Consider the following 21,411-nt stretch of genomic DNA (forward strand, 5'->3'; position numbering starts at 1 on the left):
TCCTCTCCGGCTCAGACGGTGCCGGCGTCGTGCAGGCGGGTGATGTCGCACGGCCCGTAGCCGAGCTCGGCGAGGATCGCGTCGGTGTGCTGGCCGAGGCCCGGCACGGCGCCGGCCGGGGTGGACCAGGTGGAGGCGACCGGCGGCGCCAGCGGCGTCCACACCGGACCGGCGGGGGCGGGCACCTGCAGCCAGCGGTCGCGGCCGGTCAGCTGCGGGTGGTCGACCACCTCGGCGACGCTGCGGACGATCGCGCAGCCGAGACCCGCCCCGTGCAGGAGACCCACCGCGGCGTCGGCGTCCAGGCCGGCGAGCACCTCGCGCACCAGTGCGTCGATCGCCGGCCGGGAGGCCACCCGGGCGGGGTTGGTCGCGTAGGCCGGGTCGTCGGCGAGCTCCGGCCGGCGCAGCACGAGGGTGGCGAGCTTCGTCCACTCCCGGTCGTTCTGGACGCTGAGGGCGACCAGCCGGCCGTCGGCGGTCGGGTAGGCGTCGTACGGGGAGATCGCGGGGTGGCTCATGCCGGAGGTCAGCTCGGGCTCGGCACCGTGCTTGCGCACGGTCAGCGGGTAGCCCATCCAGTCGGCGACGGCGTCCAGCATCGAGACCTCGAGCGCCGCGCCCGCGCCGGTCCGGCCGCGCTGCACGAGCGCGGCGAGCACGGAGGAGCAGGCGAACATGCCGGCGGCGATGTCGGCGACGGCGATGCCCGGCTTCACCGGCTGGTCCAGGCTGCCGGTGACCGTGGCGATGCCGGCCTCGGCCTGCAGGAGCAGGTCGTAGGCCTTGCGGTCGTCGAACGGTCCGCCGGTGCCGTAGCCGGAGATCTCGCAGACGACCAGCCGCGGCCGGCCGGCCAGCAGCGTGGCGCCGTCCAGCCCCAGCCGGGGCGCGGCGCCGGGGACGAGGTTGTGCACGAAGACGTCGGCGGCGTCGAGCAGCCGGCCGAGCACCTCGGCTCCGCGGGGGGCCTTCACGTCGAGGGTGAGCGACTCCTTGTTGCGGTTGACCCAGGCGAAGTGCGCGCCGGTGCCGTTGGCCGCCGTGTCGAAGTGCCGCGCGAAGTCGCCGCCGTCGGGCCGCTCCACCTTGACCACCCGCGCGCCCATGTCGGCCAGCTGCCGGGTCGCGTAGGGGGCCGAGACGGCCTGCTCCATGGAGACGACGGTGACGCCGTCGAGCGGACCACTCACGATCGGGCGAAGTGCGCGACGGCCGCCTCGAGGGTGCCGTCGAGCGTGGTGGCGCCGCCCATGGGGGCGGGCAGCGCGACCGGGCCGTGCTCGCGGCTGGGCAGCAGCACGGTCGCGGTCACCGGTGCGGTCACCTCGCCCCGCTGGTTGGTCACCGCCAGCTCCAGGTCGACGGCGGGGTGCACGCCGTGCGCGTCCTCGGCCAGGTGCTTGCCGACGACGCTGCCGGTGATCCACTGCGCGTCGCCGACGAAGTTGAACTTCCGGAACTCGACCCGCAGCTTCCAGAGCCACGCGTCGTCGCCCATCCAGTCGGTGAGGGCGTGGATCGCCCACACCTCGCGCATGCGCCCGTAGTCGTAGGTGGTCGGGTTGCCGGCCTTCCGGGCGTACTCCGGGTCCCAGTGCACCCGCTGCATCGCGTCGGGCACGCCCTGGCCGTCGCGGTGGTAGAAGCGCGGGACCCGCTGCCGGTTCTGGTGGGCCAGCCGCAGCGGGGCGACGCCGTAGACGCCCATCCCCATGCCGACGTGCCAGCAGATCATGTCGGTCACGGTGAGCGGGCCCTTGACCATGGGGCGGAGCTGCTCGCCCACCTCGACGTCCTCGAACCAGCGGGGCTCGGCGCCCCGCGGGCCCTCGGCCGCGTACGCGGCGTCGACCTCGGCGAGCTGCTCCTCGGTCCACTGCGCCGGCTCGAACACCTTGTCCTTGTTCCGCTTGCGCGACTCGGAGCGCACCGTGCGGATCATCAGGCGGTACTGGCCGCCCAGCGGGGTGCCGTCGGCGTCGGCGAAGACGTTGGCGTTCCACTCGTGCACCGCCCGGCCGCTGAACTCGCTGGCCTTGTCGAGCACGCCGACCAGCGCGTTGCGGCGGTGCACCGCGGTGTCGGCGCGCAGCGGCGCCCACCACTCGCGCTGGGAGGCGGAGTAGAAGGCGTGCACGCCGCGCAGCGGGTCGCCCTTGAGCTCGCCCTGCCGCTGCAGCTCGGCCTCGGTCAGCACGTCCTCGCCGATGATGCTGTCCCCGCCGATCAGGGGCGGCGGGGCGATCGGGCCGCCCCAGCGGGAGGCCGCGGCGTACGCCGGGTCGGCCCACAGCGGGTTGTCGTCGCCGTAGGACCAGGCCACCGTGCGGAAGGCGTCGGTGCCCGGGCGCAGGTAGTGCGGGGGCACCGGGTTGGCCTGCGGGATGCCGATCCGCTGACGGAGCCGTGCGATCCCCTCGTCGGTGATCTGCGGTTCGGTCTTCTCGGCCGGGGCCCCTACAGCACTGTCTGGCATGACGCCCTTCCGATTGCCCTCCGTACGTTGCTATCTTATACAAGAAAGCGGAGCGGGCGTCGAGGGGCGGGGATGGACACGGGAACCCCCGAGTACGGAACCCTCGCGGTCTCCCGGCGCGGACCGGTCGGCTGGCTGGAGTTCGACCGGCCGCGGGTCGGCAACGCCATGGACCCGGCGATGATGGCGGAGCTGCCGGCAGCCTGGCGCGAGCTCGACGCCGACCCCGCGGTGCGCTGCATCGTGGTCACCGGCCGCGGGCGGGCCTTCCAGACCGGGCTCGACGTCGTCGCACTGGCCAGGGACCGCGAGGGCCTGCGCGAGCAGAGCCGCCGCACCAAGAACGCCGACCTCGCGCTGACGAACTGGCACCTGGGCGTCGAGACCCCCGTGGTGGTCGCGGTCAACGGCGTCTGCGCCGGCGGCGGGCTGCACTTCGTCGTCGACGCCGACGTCGCGATCGCGTCGTCCGCGGCCTCCTTCACCGATCCGCACGTCAGCGTCGGGCAGGCGAGCAACTGGGAGGCGGTCGGCCTGGTCCACCGCATGCCCGCCTCGGTCGCCGCCCGGCTGGCCCTGCTCGGCGCGCACGAGCGGATGGACGCCGAGAGCGCCCGGCGCTGGGGCCTGGTGAGCCAGGTCGTCGCCCCCGAGGAGCTCGAGACCGCCGCCCAGCAGCTCGCCGAGCAGATCGCCGAGGCCGATCCGGCCGCCACCCGCGCCCGCAAGCGCGCACTGTGGCGCAGCGAGGACCTCGGCCGCACAGCCGCTCTCACCGCAGCCCGCACCACCCCGGAGGCAACCCCGTGACCGACCCGACGCTCGCCGCCCTGGCCGGCCGCGACACCACCCCGGAGGCCGCGGCCGACGCCGCCCGCCGGTTCGTCGCCGACGCCATCCCGGCGGCCTGGCGCGAGGCGGCCGAGCGCGGAGGCCCCCGGGCCGTGCGCACCGTCCGGACGCCGGAGGACTACCGCGACTGGTACCCGGCGTTCGGGCACTCCGGCCTGGTGGCGCCCACCTGGGCGGTCGAGCACGGCGGGCTGGGGTGGAGCCGCTCCGCGGCGGCCGCGGCGGAGGCCGTCCTGCGGCCCTACCACCTGCCGCGGCTCAACCCCCTGGGCCTGAACCTCGCTGCCCCCGTGCTGTTCGCCCACGGCACCGAGGCGCAGCGGCGGCGGTTCCTGCCGCCGATCGTGGCGGCCGAGGAGCTGTGGTGCCAGCTGCTCAGCGAACCGGGCGCCGGCAGCGACCTCGCCTCCCTGGCCACCCGGGCCGAGCGGGACGGCGACGACTGGGTGGTCACCGGCCAGAAGGTGTGGACGACGTGGGCCGACCAGGCCTCCTTCGCCGTGCTGCTGGCCCGCACCGATCCCGACGTCGCCAAGCACGCCGGCCTCTCCTTCTTCTTCCTGCCGATGCACCAGCCGGGCGTGACGGTCCGGCCGCTGCCCCACATCGGCGGGGAGACGGACTTCTTCGAGACGTTCATGGACCGCGCGCACATCCCCGGGGACCACCTCATCGGCGAGGTGGGCGAGGGCTGGGCGATCACCCAGACGATGCTCAACGCCGAGCGGCAGATGGTGACCGGGGCCGGGGTCGGTGGCGTCGAGCGGATCGGGGGCACCGGGCCCACGCACCTCGTGCGACTGGCCCGCAAGCGCACCGCGGAGGGCCGGTCCGGCGGCTGGGACGACCCGTCGACGCGCGACCGGATCGTCCGCCTGTGGGCCGAGGACCAGGCGCGCCGGTGGACCAACCAGCGCATCCGCTCCACGATCGCCGAGGGCCGGACCCTGGGCCCGGAGGCCTCGATCGGCAAGGTGCACGGCACCGACCTGAACCAGCGCATCCAGTCGCTGGCCGCCGAGCTGCTCGGCCCCGAGGGGATCGCCTGGGACGGCGCGGTGGGGTCCCCGCAGGAGTTCTGGGACAGCGCCCCGGCCGAGGTGCGCGGGATGCTCCGCAGCCGGGCGAACACCATCGAGGGCGGCACCACCGAGGTGAACAAGAACGTCATCGCGGAGAAGGTCCTCGGGCTGCCCAGGGAGCCCGACCCCCACAAGGGCCGGCCGTGGCGGGAGCTCCCGCGCAGCTGAGCCGTCTCCTCCGGCCGGGGGAGGCGCCCGCTCGCGGTACCGGATCCCCGTACTCCCGCCGTTAGAGTGGCTAAGAGTGCAATCGTTGGGAGAGAGACCGTGAGACAGCTGCGCCAGCCCAGGCTCGCCGAGATCGTCGCCGCCAGTCTGCGGGACGACATCCTCAGCGGGAAGCTCAAGGAGGGCGACAGCCTCCCCCGCCAGGAGCAGCTGTTCACCCAGTTCCGCGTGAGCCTCCCCGCCGTCCGCGAGGCGATGCGGATCCTCGAGACCGAGGGCCTGATCTCCGTGCGCCGCGGCAACGTCGGCGGCGCGGTCGTGCACCTGCCCACGAGCCAGCGCATCGCCCGGATGATCAGCATGGTGCTGCAGGTCCGGAGCACCACGCTGGGCGACGTCAGCGGCGCGCTGCTGCACCTGGAACCCGCCTGCGCGGCACTGGCCGCGGCCCGCCCCGACCGGTCGGAGACCGTCGTGCCGGCGCTGCGCGAGGTGATCGAGGCGCAGCACGCTGCCTTCGACGACCCGGCCCAGTACCCGGCCCTGGCCCGCCGGTTCCACGAGACGCTGGTCAGCCACTGCGGCAACGAGACGATGATCGTGATCATCGGGTCGCTGGAACAGGTGTGGACGGCGCACGAGTCCACCGCCTGGGCCGAGGTGTCGATGCCTGACGGCCAGCTCGACGAGAACTCACCCCTGGCGCGCAAGTCCCGCCGGGCCGCCCTGCGCGACCACGAGAAGCTGCTGGCCGCCATCGAGGCCGGCGACGTCGACCGCGCCGTCGCGCTCGCCTCGGGCCACCTCGCGGCCGCCCGAGCCTCCAGCCCGAACCTCACCCGCGGCGTCAGCACCAGCGTGCTCGACGACGCGGAGATGGGCCTGGGCGTCGACCGCGGCTCCGCCGAGGACGCCCGCGACGCCTGAGCCCGCCCGAACCACCGCTTCCCGGAGCCCCCGTGCCGATCGGCACGGGGGCTCCGTCGTCCTTCCGGCCGGTCCACGCGACCCTGGCGGATATTTTATAAAAGAAGCCGATGAGGCCTTCCGTCGGTGAGTGGCCTGTGCCACAGTCGCAGACAAGTCGATGAGCGGCCCGGCTCGACGCACATCGGCCTGAACGACTCCCCGTGACCGGCGGATCCCGCCGGTCGGACGTCGCCCCGAGGACGTCCGCACGCGCACCTCGCGGCGCCGCACGGGACCGGGACCCGACGCCGCCGTACCGGTCCGTCGACCGTCGCTGACCCGCGCCCCGCCTCCCCTGGGAGTACCCGCATGAGTGGTCTGCTCGCCCGCCGCTCCTCCTACGTCGCCGGCCGCTGGGCCGAGGCCGGGGAGCCGTTCGCGGTGGAGGACCCGGCCGCGGAGTCGGTGGTCTGCGAGCTCGCCTCGGCGACCGCGGACGACGTCGAGGAGGCGGTCTCCGCGGCGCGGGTGAGCGTCGACTCGGGGGTCTGGGCCGATCTCCCGGCGTCCGCCCGCGCCGACACGGTGCGGGCGCTGCTCGACCACCTGGCCCTCCTGCGCGAGCCGCTGATCGCCAGCATCGTCGCCGAGGCCGGCCAGCCGGCCTGGTTCGCCGGGATGCTGCAGGTCGACGCCGGGCTGGACCTCGGCCGGCGGACCGTCGACCTCTACATGGCGATGCCGCACGAGGAGACCAACCCCGTTCCGGTCGACGAACTGGTCCGCGGCCGGGTCGCCCTCAGCGTCCGCCGGCACGAGCCGGTCGGCGTGGTCTCGGCCATCACCCCGTACAACGCCGCCTTCATCATGGCGATGCAGAAGGTGGTCCCGGCACTGATGGCCGGCAACTCCGTCGTCCTGCGGCCCAGTCCGCTGACCCCGCTGTCGTCCCTGGCCCTCGGGATGGCCGCCGAGGCGGTGGACCTGCCGCCCGGGGTCCTCAACATCGTGGTCGAGGGCGGCTCGTCCGGCGCGCAGGTGATGACGACCGACCGCCGGGTCGACATGGTGTCGTTCACCGGCTCCACCGCCGTCGGGCGGCAGATCCTCGCCCAGGCCGCGCCCACCGTGAAGCACGTCGCGCTGGAGCTCGGCGGCAAGTCCGCCCAGATCTACCTGCCCGACGCGCTGCACCGGGTCGCCCAGGGCGCGGCCGCCGTCGTCGCCGCGACCGCCGGACAGGCCTGCGTCGCCGCCACCCGGATGCTCGTCCCGCACGAGAGCAAGGACGACGTCCTGGCCGCGGTCTCCGCCGCGTACGGCGCGCTCACGGTCGGCCCCCCGACCGCGCCGGACACCGTCCTCGGCCCGGTGATCAGCGCCGCCCAACGCGACCGCTGCGAACGCTTCGTCGCCCTGGCCGAGGAGCACGGCGGCAAGGTCGTCACCGGCGGCGGCCGACCCGCGCACCTGGACCGCGGCTACTACGTCGAGCCCACCGTCCTCGACGTCCCCGACAACACCAACCCCGCGGCCCAGGAGGAGATCTTCGGGCCGGTGCTCACGGTGATCGGCTACCGCGACCTCGACGACGCCGTCCGCATCGCCAACGACAGCCCCTACGGGCTCTCCGGCCAGGTGTACGGCGCCGACGTCGCCGCCGCGACCGCGGTCGCCCGCCGGCTGCGCACCGGCGCGGTCAACGTCAACACCTCCGTCTTCAGCGCCTACGCCCCCAGCGGCGGCTACAAGCAGTCCGGCCTCGGGCGGGAGCGCGGTCCCGACGGGATCCGCGCCTTCCAGGAGGTCAAGCACATGTCCATCGGCGAACTGCCCCGATAGAACCCACCCCCAGGGAGCGGAAAGACCATGACGCAGGACCGGAACCTCGACTGGCTCATCTCCGTCGACGACCACATCCTCGAGCCGCCGAACCTCTGGCTGGACCGGCTGCCGAGCAAGGACCACGACCGGGCGCCGCACATCGTCACCGAGGGCACCAGCGAGTACTGGGTGTACGAGGGCAAGAAGCTGCCGACCTCGGGCCTGTCGGCGGTGGCCGGCAAGACCAAGGAGGAGTTCAGCCCCGAGCCGGTCACCTACGCGGAGATGCGGCCCGGCTGCTACGACCCGGTCGCCCGGCTCGAGGACATGGACCGCGCCGGCGTGCTGGCCTCGCTGTGCTTCCCGTCGGTCACCCGGTTCTGCGGCCAGCTGTTCAACGAGGCCCAGGACCACGAGTTCGCCTTCCGGCTGCTGCAGATCTACAACGACTGGGTCATCGAGGACTGGGCCGGCGCGGCGCCGGGCCGGTACATCCCGCTCACCCTCATCCCGCTGTGGGACCCGGCCCTCGCCGCCAAGGAGCTGGAGCGCTGCGCGGCCAAGGGCGCGACCGGGTTCGCCTTCTCGGAGAACCCCGAGCCGCTGGGCCTGCCGACGATCCACGACCCGGCCGGCTACTGGGACCCGGTCATGGCCGCGGCGTCGGACCTGGAGATGGTCGTCTCCATGCACGTCGGCTCGTCGTCGACGCTGCCGTCGATCTCCAAGGACGCCCCGTTCATGGCCAACCTCGCCTGGGGTGCCACCCGCACCTCCGGGACGATGCTGTCGTTCCTGTTCAGCGGCCTGTTCACCCGGTACCCGAACCTGAAGATCGCCCTCTCGGAGGGCGAGGCCGGCTGGATGCCGTACTTCCTCGAGCGGGCTGAGCAGGTGCTGGACAAGCAGCGGCACTGGGTGAAGCGCGGCGTCCAGCTCGCCGGGCACGCCGGCACGTCGGTCGACCTGGACACCCTCGACATCCGGCAGCTGTTCCGGGACCACGTGTTCGGCTGCATCATCGAGGACCACCACGCGATCGCCAGTCTCGACGAGATCGGCGAGGACAACATCATGATCGAGACGGACTACCCGCACTCCGACTCGACCTGGCCGGACTCCATCGAGGTCGCGCAGAAGCTCGTCGCGCCGCTGACCCCGGAGCAGCAGTACAAGGTGCTGCGCGGCAACGCCGAGCGGCTCTACCGGTTCACCCCCGCCGAGCCCCCCGCTGCCCCCCGCTCCTGACGACGCTCCCCCCGATCCGACCCGCCCCCACGGTGACCGGCGCCCGAGCCGGCCGACAGGAGTGCCCAGCGATGACCGACACCGCGCCGCTGCTCGACCCCACCCGGGTGCGCGAGCTCTTCGACCTCCGGGGCAGCTACATGGCCCGGGTGGGCGGCGGCTTCGAGGGAGACCCCTATCCGCTCTGGAACCGGCTGCGCGAGCAGGCGCCCGTGCACGAGGGCGCCCTGCACGACCTGTCCGACTACCCCGGCGAGTACCTCTTCCAGGGGCTGCCCGAGCCCGACCGCCCGCACTACACGGCGTTCAGCTACGCCGCGTGCAACGACATCTACCGGGACGCCGAGCTGTTCGCGTCCAACCCGGAGCCGATCGACCTCTCGAAGCCGAGCCCGAACAACACCCTGCTGAACATGGGCGGGCAGCAGCACCGCCGCTACCGGGCCCTGGTGCAGCCGCGGTTCGCGCCGAAGCAGGTGGAGTGGTGGGTCCGGAAGTCGATCGACACGATCGTGCACGCCCTGATCGACCACCTGCAGGGCGCCGGCCGGGCCGAGCTCAACGTCGACTTCTGCGCGGCGATCCCCGTGCTGACCATCACGGGGGCCTTCGGCATCCCGGTCGACCAGGCCCTCGACCTCCGCGCGGCCAACGACCCGATGACGACGGTCGGCATCATCGCGCCCCTGGTGGCCGCCCGCCGCGAGGAGCCCGGCGACGACCTGCTCACCGTGCTGGTGCAGGCGGAGCTGACGGACGAGGACGGCACCGTCCACCGGCTGTCGGACCCGGAGATCTACTCGTTCTGCATGCTCCTGCTCGCGGCCGGCTCCGGGACGACGTGGAAGCAGATGGGCATCACGCTCACCGCGCTGCTGCAGCGGCCGGAGGTGCTGGCGGCCGTCCGCGCGGACCGCTCGCTGCTGAAGCCGGCGATCGAGGAGGCGCTGCGCTGGCAGCCCACCGACCCGTGCTTCGCCCGGTTCGTCACCCGCGACACCGAGTTCCACGGCGTGCAGGTGCCCGCGGGCGCGGTCATGCACATCAACCTCGGGGCGGCCAACCGCGACCCGGAGCGGTTCGAGCGGCCCGACGAGTTCGACATCTCCCGGACGCCGCGGCCGATGTTCTCCTTCGGCGGCGGCCCGCACATCTGCCTGGGCATGCACGTCGCCCGCGCCGAGATGCTCACCGGCATCGGCGCGCTGCTCGACCGGCTCCCCGGCCTGCGGCTGGACCCCGACGCGGAGGCTCCCCGGTACGTCGGCTTCTACGAGCGCGGCGCCACCGCCATCCCCGTCCTCTTCGAGAACTGAGGGGGTCCCGACATGGCGCAGTACCAGCAGATCGACGCCTCGCTGTTCGGCCCGGACCACGTGCGGCGCTACCGCGAGACCGACGGCGAGGTCGGCTACCTCTGGAACGGGGTGCCGATCCTGCTGCTGACCACGACCGGCCGGAAGAGCGGCGAGCCGCGGACGACGCCGCTGATCTTCGCCCGCGACGGCGACGACCTCCTCGTCGTCGCCTCGCAGGGCGGCGCCCCCACGCACCCGAACTGGTACCTCAACCTGCTCGGGCACCCGGCGGCCGAGGTGCAGGTGCGGGCCGACCGCTTCCCCGTGGCCGCCCGGACGGCGAGCGAGGAGGAGCGCCCCCGGTTGTGGGACGTCGTCCGCGGCCCGTGGCCCAACTACGACGTCTACCAGGAGCGCACCGACCGGGTCATCCCCGTCGTGGTGCTCTCCCCCACCGGCGGTGCACGTGGCTGAGCCGGAGACCCAGGCGTTCACCGGGCTGAAGGTGGTGGAGCTGGCCCAGTGGGTGTTCGTCCCGGTGGCCGGCGCACTGCTGGCCGACTGGGGCGCCGACGTCGTGCACGTCGAGCCGCTGACCGGCGACCCGTACCGGGGCCTGATGAGCCAGGGCATCGGCTCCGACGCCGGCGGGGTCAACGTCTCCATGGCCCTGGCCAACCGGGGGAAGCGGTCGATCGCCCTCGACGTCCGGACCGAGGGCGGGCAGCAGGTCCTGCACCGCATGCTCGACTCCGCCGACGTCTTCCTCACCAACCTGCGGCCCGGCGCGCTGGAGCGCCTGGGTCTGGGCGCCGAGGAGCTCACCGCCCGCTACCCGCGGCTGGTCCACGCCCGGGGCCACGGCTTCGGGGTGCGCGGGCCGGACGCCGACCAGGCCGGCTACGACGGGTCGGCCTACTGGGCCCGCGGGGGCCTGGCGCACGTGCTGACCCCGCCCGACCGCGACTACCCGATCGGCCAGCGCGGGGCCATGGGCGACCGCAACGGCGGGCTGGCGCTGGCGTTCGGCGTCGCCGCCGCCCTGCTGCGCCGCGAGCGCACCGGCGCCGGAGGCGTGGTCGACGTCTCGCTCCTGGGCACCGCGCTGTGGACGCTGTCGTCGGACCTGCTGGCCGCGATGAGCGGCTCCCCGCCCCGGCCGAACCCCGGCCGCGGCCCCACACCCAACCCGCTGGTCGGCGCCTACCGGACGCAGGACGGCCGGCACGTCCAGCTCGTCTGCCTGGAGGGCGACCGCTACTGGGCACCGTTCTGCCGGCTGATCGGCCGCCCCGAGCTGGCCGGCGACCCGCGCTTCGCCGACCTGCACGCCCGGCGGGAGAACAGCGCGGCCTGCGTCGCCCTGCTCGACGAGGAGTTCGCCGCCCGCACGCTCAAGGAGTGGGTCACGCTGCTGGCCGACTTCGACGCGCCGTGGGCCGTCGTGCAGACGGTCGAGGAGCTCGTCGACGACCCGCAGGTGGTCGCCAACGGCTACGTCGGCACCGTCACCGACGGCGGCACCACCTACCGGCTGCCCAACGTGCCGGTCCAGTTCGACGGCCGCCCGGCGGAGCTGCGCCGCGGCCCGGAGCACGGGGAGCACACCGAGGCGGTGCTGCTCGAGCTCGGCTACGGCTGGGACGAGGTCTCCGCCCTGCAGTCGGCCGGGGTCATCCCGTGACGTCGTCCCCGCCCCCGTCGTCCGGGCGCCCGCTGCCCGTGCCCGACGCGCTGTCCGCGCCCTACTGGGCGGCCGCCGCCCGGCACGTGCTCACGCTGTCGCGCTGCTCGGACTGCGGCACGCTCACCCATCCGCCGGACGTGGTCTGCGATGCCTGCGGCAGCACCGACCCCCGGTTCACGGCCGTCCCGGTGGACGGCCGGGGCGTCGTCCGCTCCTGGACGGTGGTCCGGCAGTCGTTCCTGCCCGGCTTCGCCGACCTGCTGCCCTTCGTGCTCGTGGACGTCGAGCTGACCGAGCAGCCGGACGTGCGGCTGGTCGGCCGGCTGCTCGACGGGCCGGACGCCCCGCTCAAGACCGGCTCCCCGGTGCGGGTGGCCTTCGAGGACCTCGCCGAGGGCGTCGCCGTGCCCGCCTTCGTGCTGGCGGAGTCCGCGTGAGCGCGCCCAACCGGGCCCGCGACGAGGTCGCGATCGTCGGCTACGCCCAGTCCCCCGTCGTCCGGCACGCCGACCGCAGCCTCGGCGCGCTGACCCTGGACACCGCCCGCGCGGCCATCGCCGACGCCGGGCTCACCCCCGACCAGGTCGACGGGTTCGTGACGGCGTCGCTGTTCCCCACCTCCGGCGAGCACGCAGTGGTCGACGGCGTCAGCGTCGTCTCGGCCGACTGGCTGGCCGCCCGGCTGAACCCGAACCCGCGGTACGCGGCGAACTTCTCGGGCCTGGGGCAGATCCCGGGCTCGATGGCGATGGCGGTCAACGCCGTCGCCAGCGGCGCGGCCGAGCACGTGCTCGTGCACCGGGCGCTGCACAACCCCGCCGGCAGCTACCACGGCACGCGCGCGGCGGAGTTCCGCGGCGGTCTGCAGTGGACCGCACCCCAGGGGTTCTTCGGCCCCCTGGCGATGATCGGGCTCACCTACAACGAGTACGTGCAGCGGTACGGCGCCTCCCGGGAGGCGCTGGCCGAGGTGGTCGTCGAGGCCCGGAAGAACGGTGCCCGGCTGCCCTGGTCGCACTGGTCGGGCCGGCCGCTGACGGCGGAGCAGTACCTGGCCGAGCCGATGCTCGCCGACCCGATCGGACGCTTCGACTGCGACATCCCGGTCGACGGCGCCGCGGCGTTCGTGCTCACCACCGCCGAGCGCGCCCGCGACCTGCCGCACCGCCCGGTGCACGTCTCCGGGTACGCCAGCGGGGCGCCCCCGCGGCGGCGGCTGCCGGCGCACTGGCCGCTGGACGACATCATGGCCGCGGGCACCGAGATGGCCGACCGGCTGTGGGCCGCCGCGGGCATGGGGCTGGACGAGATCGACCTCCTGCAGGTCTACGACGGCTTCTCCCCGCTGGTGTTCCTCTGGCTGGAGGCCCTGGGCCGCTGCCCGGTCGGCGAGGGCCACCACTACGTGCGCGACGGCGGGATCGACAGCGACCGTCCCGGCGCCGACCCGGTGCTGCTGTCCGGCGGGTCGCTGGGCAACGGCCGGATGCACGGCGTCCCGCAACTGCTCGAGTGCTACCTGCAGGTCTCCGGCCGGGCCGGCGAGCGCCAGCGCGACGGCGTCACCACCGCGCTGTCCTGCCACTCCTCCCCCCATCTCGGCGGCGCGCTCGTCTACAGCGCGCACCCCCAGCCAGCCACCCACCACGACCCGAGGACGTGATCGGCCATGAGCGAGCACCCGCGCACCGAGCAGCCGGCGGAGGTCACGCCATGACCGCCGGGACCGAGGCCGCCGTCGCCTCGCCGCCCATCCCGGGCACCCTCGCCGAGGCGCTGTCCCCGGCCTGGCTCACCGCGGCGCTGCGCACCCGGTTCCCGGCCGTCGAGGTGCACGCTGTCGAGCCCGGTCAGGTGATCAGCCGGGTGTCGACCAACGCCCGCTTCCGGATCGAGTGCACCGGCGCCTCGGCGGAGGAGCTGCCCCGCGACCTCTACGTGAAGGGCTACTTCACCGACGCCGGTGACGGCTCGGCCGACCCCGTCGGCATGGGCGAGGCGCTGTTCTACGGGTCGATCGCCGACCGCACCGGCGTCCGGACGCTGCGGTCTGTCTACGCCGACGCCGACCTGGCGACCCGGGCGAGCATCGTCATCACCGTCGACGTCGAGGCCCAGGGCGGGTCCTTCCTCGACCCGCTCAGCGCCTACACCCCGGACCAGGTCGCGCAGAGCCTCGAGCAGTACGCCCGGCTGCACGCCTCGACCTGGCTGGACCCCGAGGTCTCCCGGCGGCGCTGGCTCGACACCTGGCTGCCCAACGTGCTGCACGGGCGCGGCGTCCCGGTCATCCGGGGCAACTTCGACGGTCCCATCGGCGCCGGCGTCCCGGCCCCGACCCGCGACGCGCAGCGCCTCCAGGACGCCTACGCCCTCGTGGCGAACGAGGCCGCGACGGCGTCCCCCTGGTCGGTGGTGCACGGGGACGCGCACGTCGGGAACCTGTTCCTGGACGCCGAGGGCCGCTCGTGCCTGGTCGACTGGCAGATCGTCCAGCGCGGGCCGTGGTACCTCGACGTCGGGTACCACATCGCCTCGTCGCTGCCGGCCGAGCAGCGGCGCGCGACCGAGCACGACCTGTTGCGGCACTACCTCGACGCGCTCGCCTCGCACGGCGTCGACCGGCCCGCCGAGGACGAGGCCCGGCGCCTGGTCCGGCGGGGCATCGTGCACGGCTTCTACCTCTGGGCGATCACCCTCAAGGTCGCGCCGCCGATCACCACCGAGCTGCTGACCCGCCTGGGCACCGCGGCCGACGACCATGACGCCCTCGCCCCCGCGTCGCTGTGACGGCGGCCCGTCGGGGCCGGCCGGGGCCGGCGGCGACCGGCGGTCCGCACGAGCAGGGGTCCCGTACATTGTCGCGGTCGGCGGAGGGGACGGGGCCTCCCGCCCTGCGCCGGCCCGAGCGGATGCGAGGACGCATGACCGAGGAGCCGTACGCCACCGGGAGCGGGTGGGACGACGGCGACACCCCCGGCAGCCTCCGCCAGACGACGTCGCAGCGGGTGGCGCTGGCCATCCGGCGGCTGATCTTCGAGGGCAAGCTGCCCGCCGGGGAACGCATCCGGCAGGAGGAGCTGGCCGAGCAGCTGGGGGTCAGCCGGGTCCCGATCCGCGAGGCGATCATCGCGCTGGACCACGAGGGCTGGCTGCGGATCGAGGCGCACCGGGGCGCCTACGTGAACGGGCTGGACGAGAACTCCGTCCGGGACCACTACGAGCTGATCGGGCTGTTCCACTCCTTCGCGGCGCGCCGGGTGATCGAGCGGGAGGTCGACGTGACGTCGCTCGAGCCGCTGAACCGGGCGGTGCAGGAGGCCACGGACCCCGACGAGTTCTGGCGGGCCAACACCGCCTTCTTCCGGGCACTGGTCGCCGCGGCGCGCTCCTCGCGGCTGTCGGCGGTCGGCCGGCTGATGAGCGGCACCCTCATCCCGAGCAACTACTTCGTCGAGATCCCGCAGGCGACGCCGGCGCAGAAGGCGGTCGTGCAGAAGCTCTACGACGCCGTCGTGCGGGGCGACGCGGACGGTGCCGAGCGCATCCTCACGAAGACCTACCGCCGTGCCGCCGAGTCGGCGGTCGAGCTCTTCGCCGAACGGGGGCTGATCACGAAGGACCCCGGCCGCTAGACGGTCCCGCCCGCGCGGGCGGTCGGCGATGACGGCCCGCGGCACGCCGCGGATCGGGCTCGTGGCGACCGGGGACGCGGCCATGGTCGCCGAGGCCGAGGCGCTGGGCGCCGACGCCCTGTGGGTCGGCGGCCACATCGCGTCGCCCAACCCCGGCGTCGAGCCGATGGCCTGGCTGCACCGGCTGGCCGGCCAGACCGAGCGGATCACCATCGGGTCCGCGGTCCTGCTGCTGCCGCTCTATCCGCCGGCGCTCGTCGCCAAGCAGGTGGCCGACCTGGACCGGATCACCGGCGGCCGGGTGGTGCTGGGGATCGGCGTCGGCGGGGAGTACCCCGCCGAGTTCTCCGCCGTGCAGGTGCCCCTGGCCGAGCGCGGCCGGCGGACGGACGAGGCGATCCCGCTCATCCGGCGGCTGTGGACCGGCGACCCGGTCGACTCCCCGGGGCCCTTCTTCCCGATGTCCGGCGTGGCGCTGCAGCCCCCGCCGGTCACGCCCGGGGGCCCGCCGATCGTCGTCGCCGGACGCCAGCTGCCGGCCATGCGCCGCGCGGCGCTGCTCGGCGACGGCTGGATCCCGTACATGTACTCCCCGCGCCGCTACGCCGAGTCGGTCACGACGATCCGGGGGATCGCCGCGGATGCCGGGCGCGACCTCACCGGCTTCCGCTGGATCGCCTACGTGCCGGTCTGCGCCGACGAGGACGGCGCGCGGGCGCGGCGCGACGCGGCCGACTTCCTCGGCGGCACGTACCGGCAGGGCTTCGACGCGATGGTCGGCCGGATCGCGGCGGTGGGCACGCCGGCGGAGGTCGCCGCCCGGCTGCGCGAGTACGTCGACGCGGGGGCCGACGAGCTGGTGCTGCTGCCGGCCCGGCGTGATCCCGACCAGTTGCGGCTGCTGCTGACGACGGTCGCCGCGGCCGTCCGGGCCGCTCCGGTGAGCGGCTCGCGGCAGTGACCCTTGCCACTCGCTTCCGTATACAGTATCCAATGCGGTGTGATCCACGGAACACCGCGGCCGGCACCGGCGCAGTGCCCCGCGGCCGCCGACGACAGGCGCAGCTGCCCCCGAGCGCCCCGGTTCTGACCCGGCCCGGCCCTGAGCCGACACCGCCGGCCCCCGCTCCCGAGAGGACCGTCATGCCCGTCGCGAGACCCCAGGACCTGCCCCTCAACGGTGGCGGCCGCTGGCCGCACACCGGCTTCCGCTCGGTGCAGTGGGGGGACATGGAGGTCGGCTACACCGTCGCCCCGGTGGCCGACTGCACGCCGCTGTACGCCGGTCTCCCCGGTGGCGTGTGCCCGTGCCCGCACTACGGCTACGTGCTGAGCGGCACCATCCGCTCCCGCTATCCCGGCACGGACCGGCCCGACGAGGTGGCGACCGCCGGCGAGCTCTACTTCTTCCCGGCCGGCCACACGCTGCTCTACGACGAGCCGAGCGAGGTCATCGAGCTCAACCCCGCCGCCGCCCTCGCCTCGCTGATGGACCACATCGACCAGGCCATGGCCGCCACGGGGGCTCCCGAGCGCGGCCCCGAGAGCTGAACCGCCCCGAGGCCACCCGCACCCCCGCGCCGTCCGCCCGGACGGTGCCGACCCGCCCGCGACCGAGGAGGTCCGCCCATGCGGACGCAGTCAGCCGTCCTGTTCGAACAGCCCGGCAAGTGGGAGGTCGTCGACCTCGAGCTCGAGCCGCCCCGGCAGGGCGAGCTGCTCGTGAAGATGGCCGCGGCGGGGCTCTGCCACTCCGACGACCACATGACCAGCGGCGACCTCGTCCTCCCGCCCGGCGCGCTGCCGATGGCCGGCGGCCACGAGGCGGCGGGCGTGGTCGAGGAGGTGGGCCCGCACACGCCGGGGTGGTCGGTCGGCGACCGCGTCGTCATGAGCTTCCTGCCCGCCTGCGGCATGTGCCGCTGGTGCGCCTCGGGGATGCAGAACCTGTGCGACAACGGCGCACTCGTGCTCGCCGGGATCCGGCCGGACGGGACCCGCCGGTTCTCCCTCGACGGTTCCCCGGTCGGGCAGGCGGCGGGGGTCGCAGCGTTCAGCCAGTACTCGACCGTGTCGGTGCAGTCCGCCGTGAAGATCCCGGACGACGTCCCGCTCGAGGTGGCCGCCCTGTTGGGTTGCGGCGTCCCGACCGGCTGGGGCTCGGCCGTGCGGTCGGCGGCCGTGGAGCCCGGCGACGTGGTGATCGTCATGGGCGTCGGCGGCATCGGGATGAACGCCGTCCAGGGTGCCGCGCACGCCGGCGCGTCCGTGGTGATCGCGCTGGACCCCGTGGAGAGCAAGCGGGAGGCCGCGGGGGCGTTCGGCGCGACCCACACCGCGGCCACCGCCGAGGAGGCCACCGAGATCGCCCGCGGGTTCACGAACGGGCAGGGCGCGGACTCCTGCATCGTGTGCGTCGGCGTCGTCACCGGGGGGCAGATCGCCCAGGCGGTGGAGGCGATCCGCAAGGCCGGCACCGTCGTCCTGACCGGACTCCCCCGGGCCGCCGACGACCACAGCCTCCCGATCTCCACCCGGCACCTCACGCTGTTCCAGAAGCGCATCCAGGGCTCGCTGTTCGGGGAGTCCAACTTCTCGCGAGACATCCCGGGGCTGCTCCAGATGTACCGCCACGGGCAGCTGAAGCTCGACGAGCTGATCACCACCCGCTACACGCTCGACACCCTCAACGAGGGCTTCGCCGACATGCGCGCGGGCCGCAACATCCGCGGCGTCGTCGTCTACGACTGACGCCCCGCGCTCCCTCTCCCGCCCCTTCCCACCACCGCCCCGGCGCACCGCGGGCGGCCCCTCCCCTGAGCAGACGAGGTTCCCGATGCACCGCAGATGGCACCGCTCCCTGGCCCTCCTGGCCGCTGCCGCACTGGCGCTCAGCGCCTGCGGCGGCAGCGACGACGACGACGGCGGGAGCAGCCCGTCCGGCGCCGCCGTCGGCGACCCGGTGGCGGGCGGCACCGCGAAGATCGGGCTGGTGTCCGAGCCGCGGACGCTGGACCCGGCCTTCCTCGGCAACAACCTGACCACGAACTCGCTGATCGGCAGCGCCCTGTTCGGGGCGCTGTTCACCCAGGACCCGGTCTCCGGCGAGCTGAGCCCCTCGATGGCCGAGAGCCTGGAGACCACCGACGGCGGCACGACCTACCAGCTGGTCCTCCAGGAGGGGCTGACCTTCTCCGACGGCACCCCGCTGGACGCCGAGGCGGTGCGGGCGAACTGGGCGCGGGCCAAGGACATCGGGCTGCGGGCGCCGGTCCTCGCCGTCGGGCTGGGCCTCGGCGACCTGACCGTGGTGGACCCGCTGACGTTCCAGTTCACGCTGCAGCGGCCCACGCCGAACTTCGGCGGGGCCATCACGACCAGCGCGCTCAACTGGATCGGCTCCCCCGCGGCGCTGAGCCAGGGGCAGGCGGCGTTCGACGCGAACCCGGTCGGGGCGGGTCCGTTCACGCTGGAGAGCTGGACCCGTGGCGGTGAGCTGCGCCTGGTGCGCAACGACAGCTACTGGGACGCGCCCAAGCCCTACCTCGAGGGACTCACGCTGACCGTGGCCAACGACGCCGACCAGCGGTACAACGCGCTGCAGAGCGGTGCCACCGACGCGATCCTCAACGGCAGCACGCAGATCACCGCCCGGGCCGAGGAGGCCGGCTTCGGCATCGCTGCCGAGAACACCCCCAACGGCGGGACCGAGTTCCTGTTCAACACGACCGTCGCCCCCTTCGACGACGTCCGTGCGCGGGAGGCGGTGGCCAAGGCCATCGACCTGGAGGCGGTCAGCCAGGCGGTCTGGGAGGGCCAGGCCTCGGTGCCGACGTCGTGGTTCAGCGACGACTCGCCGTTCTACACCGGCGACCATCTGCCCGGGTCGGACCCCGAGCGGGCCGAGGAGCTCTTCGCCGAGCTGGCCGACGAGGGCAAGCCGGTCTCCTTCAGCATCGTCACCTTCCCCACGCCCGACTCGATCGGGATCGCGCAGGCGATCCAGACCCAGCTCAGTGCCTACGACGACGTGACGGTGGAGATCGACAACCGGGACTTCGCGGGGGCCACCGGCGCGCTGACCGGCAAGTCGCACCAGGCGATCACCGCCGGCGTGCAGTTCGTCGACCCCGAGCCTCAGTGGTGGGCGCACCTGCACTCGGAGTCGTTCTCGAACTACAGCGGCATCAAGGACGACGAGCTGGACGCGGCGCTCGACGAGGCGCGGGCGGCCACCGACGAGGGCGCCCGGCGCGACGCCTATGAGCGGGCCGAGGAGCGGACGGCGGAGATCTACCCCGTGGTGCTGGTCGCCGTGACCGAGGAGACCGTCATCACCCGCGAGGACCGGCTGCAGGGGGTCGTGATCTCCGGCGCCGGGACGGTCCTGGTCGACGGGATGTGGCTGAGCGAGTGACCGGTCCCGTGTAGGGACGTCGTAGGCACACGGAACGGGCGCGACCGTCGAGGACCGGCGGTCGCGCCCGTTCCTGCGTGCGTGGCACCGACCACGGGAACTCGCGCGCCAGGGCGTCCGCACGCCCGTAGCCTCGCCCGGTGCCCGACGACCTCGATCTGCGGGACCTCGAGGAGGTCCGGCGCCGCGTCGTCCTGCCCGTCGTCCGGAGCCTGGTACGGCCGGACGAGCTCGAGGAGGTCCTGGTCGAGCTGGTGGCCGTTCCCGGATTGCCGGCCTGGGTGCAGGAGGCCATCCGGTCCGGAGGGAACTCCCCCGCCGTGGGCGGCATCATCACCGAGGAGATCGGGCCCGGGCAGTTCCCCCCTCCGCCGAGCGGTCCGGCTGACCATCCGCAGATCCGGGTCAAGGCCTCGGGCGAGTGGCTCGAGCCGCCGATCTCGTGGTTCGTGGACCTCGAGCACGCCGACCCGTGGGATGCGGAGTACTTCGCCTCCGAGGTGTACGGGCTGCTGCAGGACGAGCTGGCGGAGAGCCGCCTCGCCTGGGGCGAACTGCGCGAGGGCGACCACGAGCTCCCCGGTCCGCGTGCCGACCACTCCCGACGCGACCTGACGACCGGCTTTCACGATCGCTTTCACGAAAGGACCGATCGACACGTGGACAGGTCGACATGGGGATCTGTCGGCCTGTCCACGTGTCGGTGAATCGGCTCGTCGTCAGAAGGGCGGTGGGTCCTGCGCCCAGGGGCTGGGACTGCCGGGCGGCCTGGGGCGCCATCGCCGGATCAGATCCAGGGTGCCCAGCCGCGGCCCGGGCCTCTCCGCCCCCTCGTCGGCGCCGGGCGGTTCGGGTGGCGCCTCAAGCTGGTCGGGTTCCGGTGGTGGTCGCATGCCGGGTGGTCGGGTGGTTCGGGTGACTCCGGACGGGGTGGTCACGGTGAGGACTCCGTCGTCGCTCATCTCGAAGCGCCAGCCGGGGGCGAAGGTCTTGAGCCGGTGGTGGCTCCGGCACAGGCAGCACAGGTTGGCGCAGTCGGTCGGGCCGCCGCAGGAGTGCGGGATGACGTGGTCGGCGTCGGCCCAGCCGACGCGCTGGCCGCAGTTGGGGAATCGGCAGGTCCGGTCGCGGGTGTGGATGAACCGCTGCTGCGGGCGGCTCGGGCCGTAGGACTCGACCGCCGGCGGGCGGTCCAGCACCGCACACTCGCAGTCCTCCTCGGGATGAGCGGGGCAGCCGCGGCGGGCCAGCGCCCGCAGCTGGGCGGGGGTGGCGGTGGCCAGCAGGGCGCCGTCGTCGTCGGTGATCCCGACGGTCACCGACCCGCCCTCGGGCGGCTGGACACCGAGGGCGTCCAGGCGGCGCAGCAGTTCCCGGAGGTGGCCGGCCGTGATCGCCAGCCCGCTCACCTCCCCGGCCTCGGTCGAGGTCGCGGCCAGCGACCCCAGCGACGCCGACACCTGCAGATGCGCCGTCACCGGCGGCCGGGAGACGTCCCACGGCCGCAGCACCAGATCCGCGAACACCCGCGTCCGCAACAGACCGATCGGCCGCACGTCACCATCGGACTTCTGCATCCCGGCATACCGGGTCAACGCGTCATGCACCGCCACCGCCTCATCCGCCGGCAGCTCCACCGCGACCATCGCCATCCCCTCCCGGGTAGACGGATAGATCCGCACATCCGCGGCCTTCTGCGTCTCCGCCCGCCGCTCATCGACCCCATCGGGATCGACCCCGGCCAGCAACGCCTCCGCCCGCTTCCGCAGCTTCCCCACCGACAACTCCACCGCCTGCGGCAACAGCTGCGCC

The 21,411-nt window shown here is 73.9% G+C and carries 20 protein-coding genes; 17 read left to right on the forward strand and 3 right to left on the reverse strand.

What is annotated here, in order from left to right; genetic code table 11:
• Positions 1–11: 11 nt before the first annotated feature.
• A complete protein-coding gene (locus tag N555_RS0103605; RefSeq protein ID WP_231502581.1) occupies positions 12–1,193 on the reverse strand; it encodes a CaiB/BaiF CoA transferase family protein in 1,182 nt (393 codons plus the stop codon).
• Positions 1,190–2,479 carry a hotdog family protein gene (locus tag N555_RS27750; protein ID WP_051683693.1) on the reverse strand — a complete coding sequence of 430 codons (1,290 nt, stop codon included), beginning with the start codon at positions 2,477–2,479 and terminating at the stop codon, positions 1,190–1,192. Before N555_RS27750 ends, N555_RS0103605 begins: the two co-directional genes overlap by 4 nt.
• Before the next feature lie 72 nt (positions 2,480–2,551).
• On the opposite strand from N555_RS27750, the gene N555_RS0103615 reads away from it, so the two are divergent.
• From N555_RS0103615 to N555_RS0103695, 17 genes are all read left to right on the forward strand, one after another.
• Positions 2,552–3,289, forward strand: a complete 738-nt coding sequence (locus tag N555_RS0103615) for an enoyl-CoA hydratase/isomerase family protein (RefSeq protein ID WP_034508605.1) — start codon at positions 2,552–2,554, stop codon at positions 3,287–3,289.
• Positions 3,286–4,581, forward strand: coding sequence for an acyl-CoA dehydrogenase family protein (locus N555_RS0103620; RefSeq protein ID WP_197028892.1), 1,296 nt, complete (start codon positions 3,286–3,288; stop codon positions 4,579–4,581). The genes N555_RS0103615 and N555_RS0103620 overlap by 4 nt, the downstream gene beginning before the upstream one ends.
• A 99-nt stretch (positions 4,582–4,680) precedes the next feature.
• The gene (locus N555_RS0103625) at positions 4,681–5,508 is read left to right on the forward strand and encodes a FadR/GntR family transcriptional regulator (protein WP_051683694.1); all 828 of its coding nucleotides are present in this window, start codon (positions 4,681–4,683) and stop codon (positions 5,506–5,508) included.
• A gap of 351 nt (positions 5,509–5,859) precedes the next feature.
• Entirely contained in the window at positions 5,860–7,332 is a 1,473-nt protein-coding gene (locus N555_RS0103630) for an aldehyde dehydrogenase family protein (RefSeq protein WP_029430142.1), read from the forward strand.
• 27 nt (positions 7,333–7,359) lie between these two features.
• Entirely contained in the window at positions 7,360–8,562 is a 1,203-nt protein-coding gene (locus tag N555_RS0103635; RefSeq protein WP_029430143.1) for an amidohydrolase family protein, read from the forward strand.
• Between the two features lie 71 nt (positions 8,563–8,633).
• A complete protein-coding gene (locus N555_RS0103640; RefSeq protein WP_029430144.1) occupies positions 8,634–9,878 on the forward strand; it encodes a cytochrome P450 in 1,245 nt (414 codons plus the stop codon).
• A gap of 12 nt (positions 9,879–9,890) precedes the next feature.
• Positions 9,891–10,334 carry a nitroreductase family deazaflavin-dependent oxidoreductase gene (locus N555_RS0103645; RefSeq protein WP_029430145.1) on the forward strand — a complete coding sequence of 148 codons (444 nt, stop codon included), beginning with the start codon at positions 9,891–9,893 and terminating at the stop codon, positions 10,332–10,334.
• Positions 10,327–11,544: a CaiB/BaiF CoA transferase family protein gene (locus tag N555_RS0103650; protein ID WP_029430146.1), complete on the forward strand. Its 1,218-nt coding sequence runs from the start codon at positions 10,327–10,329 to the stop codon at positions 11,542–11,544. The genes N555_RS0103645 and N555_RS0103650 overlap by 8 nt, the downstream gene beginning before the upstream one ends.
• Positions 11,541–11,984: a Zn-ribbon domain-containing OB-fold protein gene (locus tag N555_RS0103655; protein WP_029430147.1), complete on the forward strand. Its 444-nt coding sequence runs from the start codon at positions 11,541–11,543 to the stop codon at positions 11,982–11,984. Before N555_RS0103650 ends, N555_RS0103655 begins: the two co-directional genes overlap by 4 nt.
• Positions 11,981–13,210, forward strand: a complete 1,230-nt coding sequence (locus tag N555_RS0103660; RefSeq protein ID WP_029430148.1) for a thiolase family protein — start codon at positions 11,981–11,983, stop codon at positions 13,208–13,210. The genes N555_RS0103655 and N555_RS0103660 overlap by 4 nt, the downstream gene beginning before the upstream one ends.
• A gap of 50 nt (positions 13,211–13,260) precedes the next feature.
• A complete protein-coding gene (locus N555_RS0103665; protein ID WP_029430149.1) occupies positions 13,261–14,337 on the forward strand; it encodes an aminoglycoside phosphotransferase family protein in 1,077 nt (358 codons plus the stop codon).
• Between the two features lie 134 nt (positions 14,338–14,471).
• Positions 14,472–15,182, forward strand: coding sequence for a GntR family transcriptional regulator (locus tag N555_RS25560; RefSeq protein ID WP_051683695.1), 711 nt, complete (start codon positions 14,472–14,474; stop codon positions 15,180–15,182).
• A gap of 28 nt (positions 15,183–15,210) precedes the next feature.
• On the forward strand, positions 15,211–16,143 hold the full coding sequence (locus N555_RS0103675) for an LLM class flavin-dependent oxidoreductase (protein WP_029430151.1): 933 nt from the start codon (positions 15,211–15,213) through the stop codon (positions 16,141–16,143).
• A gap of 182 nt (positions 16,144–16,325) precedes the next feature.
• Positions 16,326–16,733, forward strand: coding sequence for a cupin domain-containing protein (locus N555_RS0103680; protein ID WP_029430152.1), 408 nt, complete (start codon positions 16,326–16,328; stop codon positions 16,731–16,733).
• 78 nt (positions 16,734–16,811) lie between these two features.
• Complete coding sequence (locus tag N555_RS0103685) at positions 16,812–17,933, forward strand: NDMA-dependent alcohol dehydrogenase (protein WP_029430153.1); 1,122 nt, start codon at positions 16,812–16,814, stop codon at positions 17,931–17,933.
• Between the two features lie 85 nt (positions 17,934–18,018).
• A complete protein-coding gene (locus tag N555_RS0103690) occupies positions 18,019–19,599 on the forward strand; it encodes an ABC transporter substrate-binding protein (protein WP_029430154.1) in 1,581 nt (526 codons plus the stop codon).
• Positions 19,600–19,739: 140 nt separating this feature from the next.
• Complete coding sequence (locus N555_RS0103695; protein ID WP_029430155.1) at positions 19,740–20,306, forward strand: hypothetical protein; 567 nt, start codon at positions 19,740–19,742, stop codon at positions 20,304–20,306.
• 12 nt (positions 20,307–20,318) lie between these two features.
• Here the strand turns inward: N555_RS0103695 and N555_RS0103700 are convergent.
• Positions 20,319–21,411: HNH endonuclease signature motif containing protein (locus N555_RS0103700; protein ID WP_156036143.1), on the reverse strand; the 1,093-nt coding region annotated here is incomplete at its 5' end.

This window comes from Blastococcus sp. URHD0036, from assembly GCF_000701365.1.
Lineage (GTDB): Bacteria > Actinomycetota > Actinomycetes > Mycobacteriales > Geodermatophilaceae > Trujillonella.

What these genes read in the sequence shown, in the direction of transcription:
- N555_RS27750 (WP_051683693.1), bottom strand. Translation starts at nt 2,479, where the DNA reads ATGCCAGACAGTGCTGTAGGGGCCCCGGCCGAGAAGACCGAACCGCAG.
- N555_RS0103615 (WP_034508605.1), top strand. Translation starts at nt 2,552, where the DNA reads ATGGACACGGGAACCCCCGAGTACGGAACCCTCGCGGTCTCCCGGCGC.
- N555_RS0103630 (WP_029430142.1), top strand. Translation starts at nt 5,860, where the DNA reads ATGAGTGGTCTGCTCGCCCGCCGCTCCTCCTACGTCGCCGGCCGCTGG.
- N555_RS0103635 (WP_029430143.1), top strand. Translation starts at nt 7,360, where the DNA reads ATGACGCAGGACCGGAACCTCGACTGGCTCATCTCCGTCGACGACCAC.
- N555_RS0103640 (WP_029430144.1), top strand. Translation starts at nt 8,634, where the DNA reads ATGACCGACACCGCGCCGCTGCTCGACCCCACCCGGGTGCGCGAGCTC.
- N555_RS0103645 (WP_029430145.1), top strand. Translation starts at nt 9,891, where the DNA reads ATGGCGCAGTACCAGCAGATCGACGCCTCGCTGTTCGGCCCGGACCAC.
- N555_RS0103665 (WP_029430149.1), top strand. Translation starts at nt 13,261, where the DNA reads ATGACCGCCGGGACCGAGGCCGCCGTCGCCTCGCCGCCCATCCCGGGC.
- N555_RS25560 (WP_051683695.1), top strand. Translation starts at nt 14,472, where the DNA reads ATGACCGAGGAGCCGTACGCCACCGGGAGCGGGTGGGACGACGGCGAC.
- N555_RS0103675 (WP_029430151.1), top strand. Translation starts at nt 15,211, where the DNA reads ATGACGGCCCGCGGCACGCCGCGGATCGGGCTCGTGGCGACCGGGGAC.
- N555_RS0103680 (WP_029430152.1), top strand. Translation starts at nt 16,326, where the DNA reads ATGCCCGTCGCGAGACCCCAGGACCTGCCCCTCAACGGTGGCGGCCGC.
- N555_RS0103685 (WP_029430153.1), top strand. Translation starts at nt 16,812, where the DNA reads ATGCGGACGCAGTCAGCCGTCCTGTTCGAACAGCCCGGCAAGTGGGAG.
- N555_RS0103690 (WP_029430154.1), top strand. Translation starts at nt 18,019, where the DNA reads ATGCACCGCAGATGGCACCGCTCCCTGGCCCTCCTGGCCGCTGCCGCA.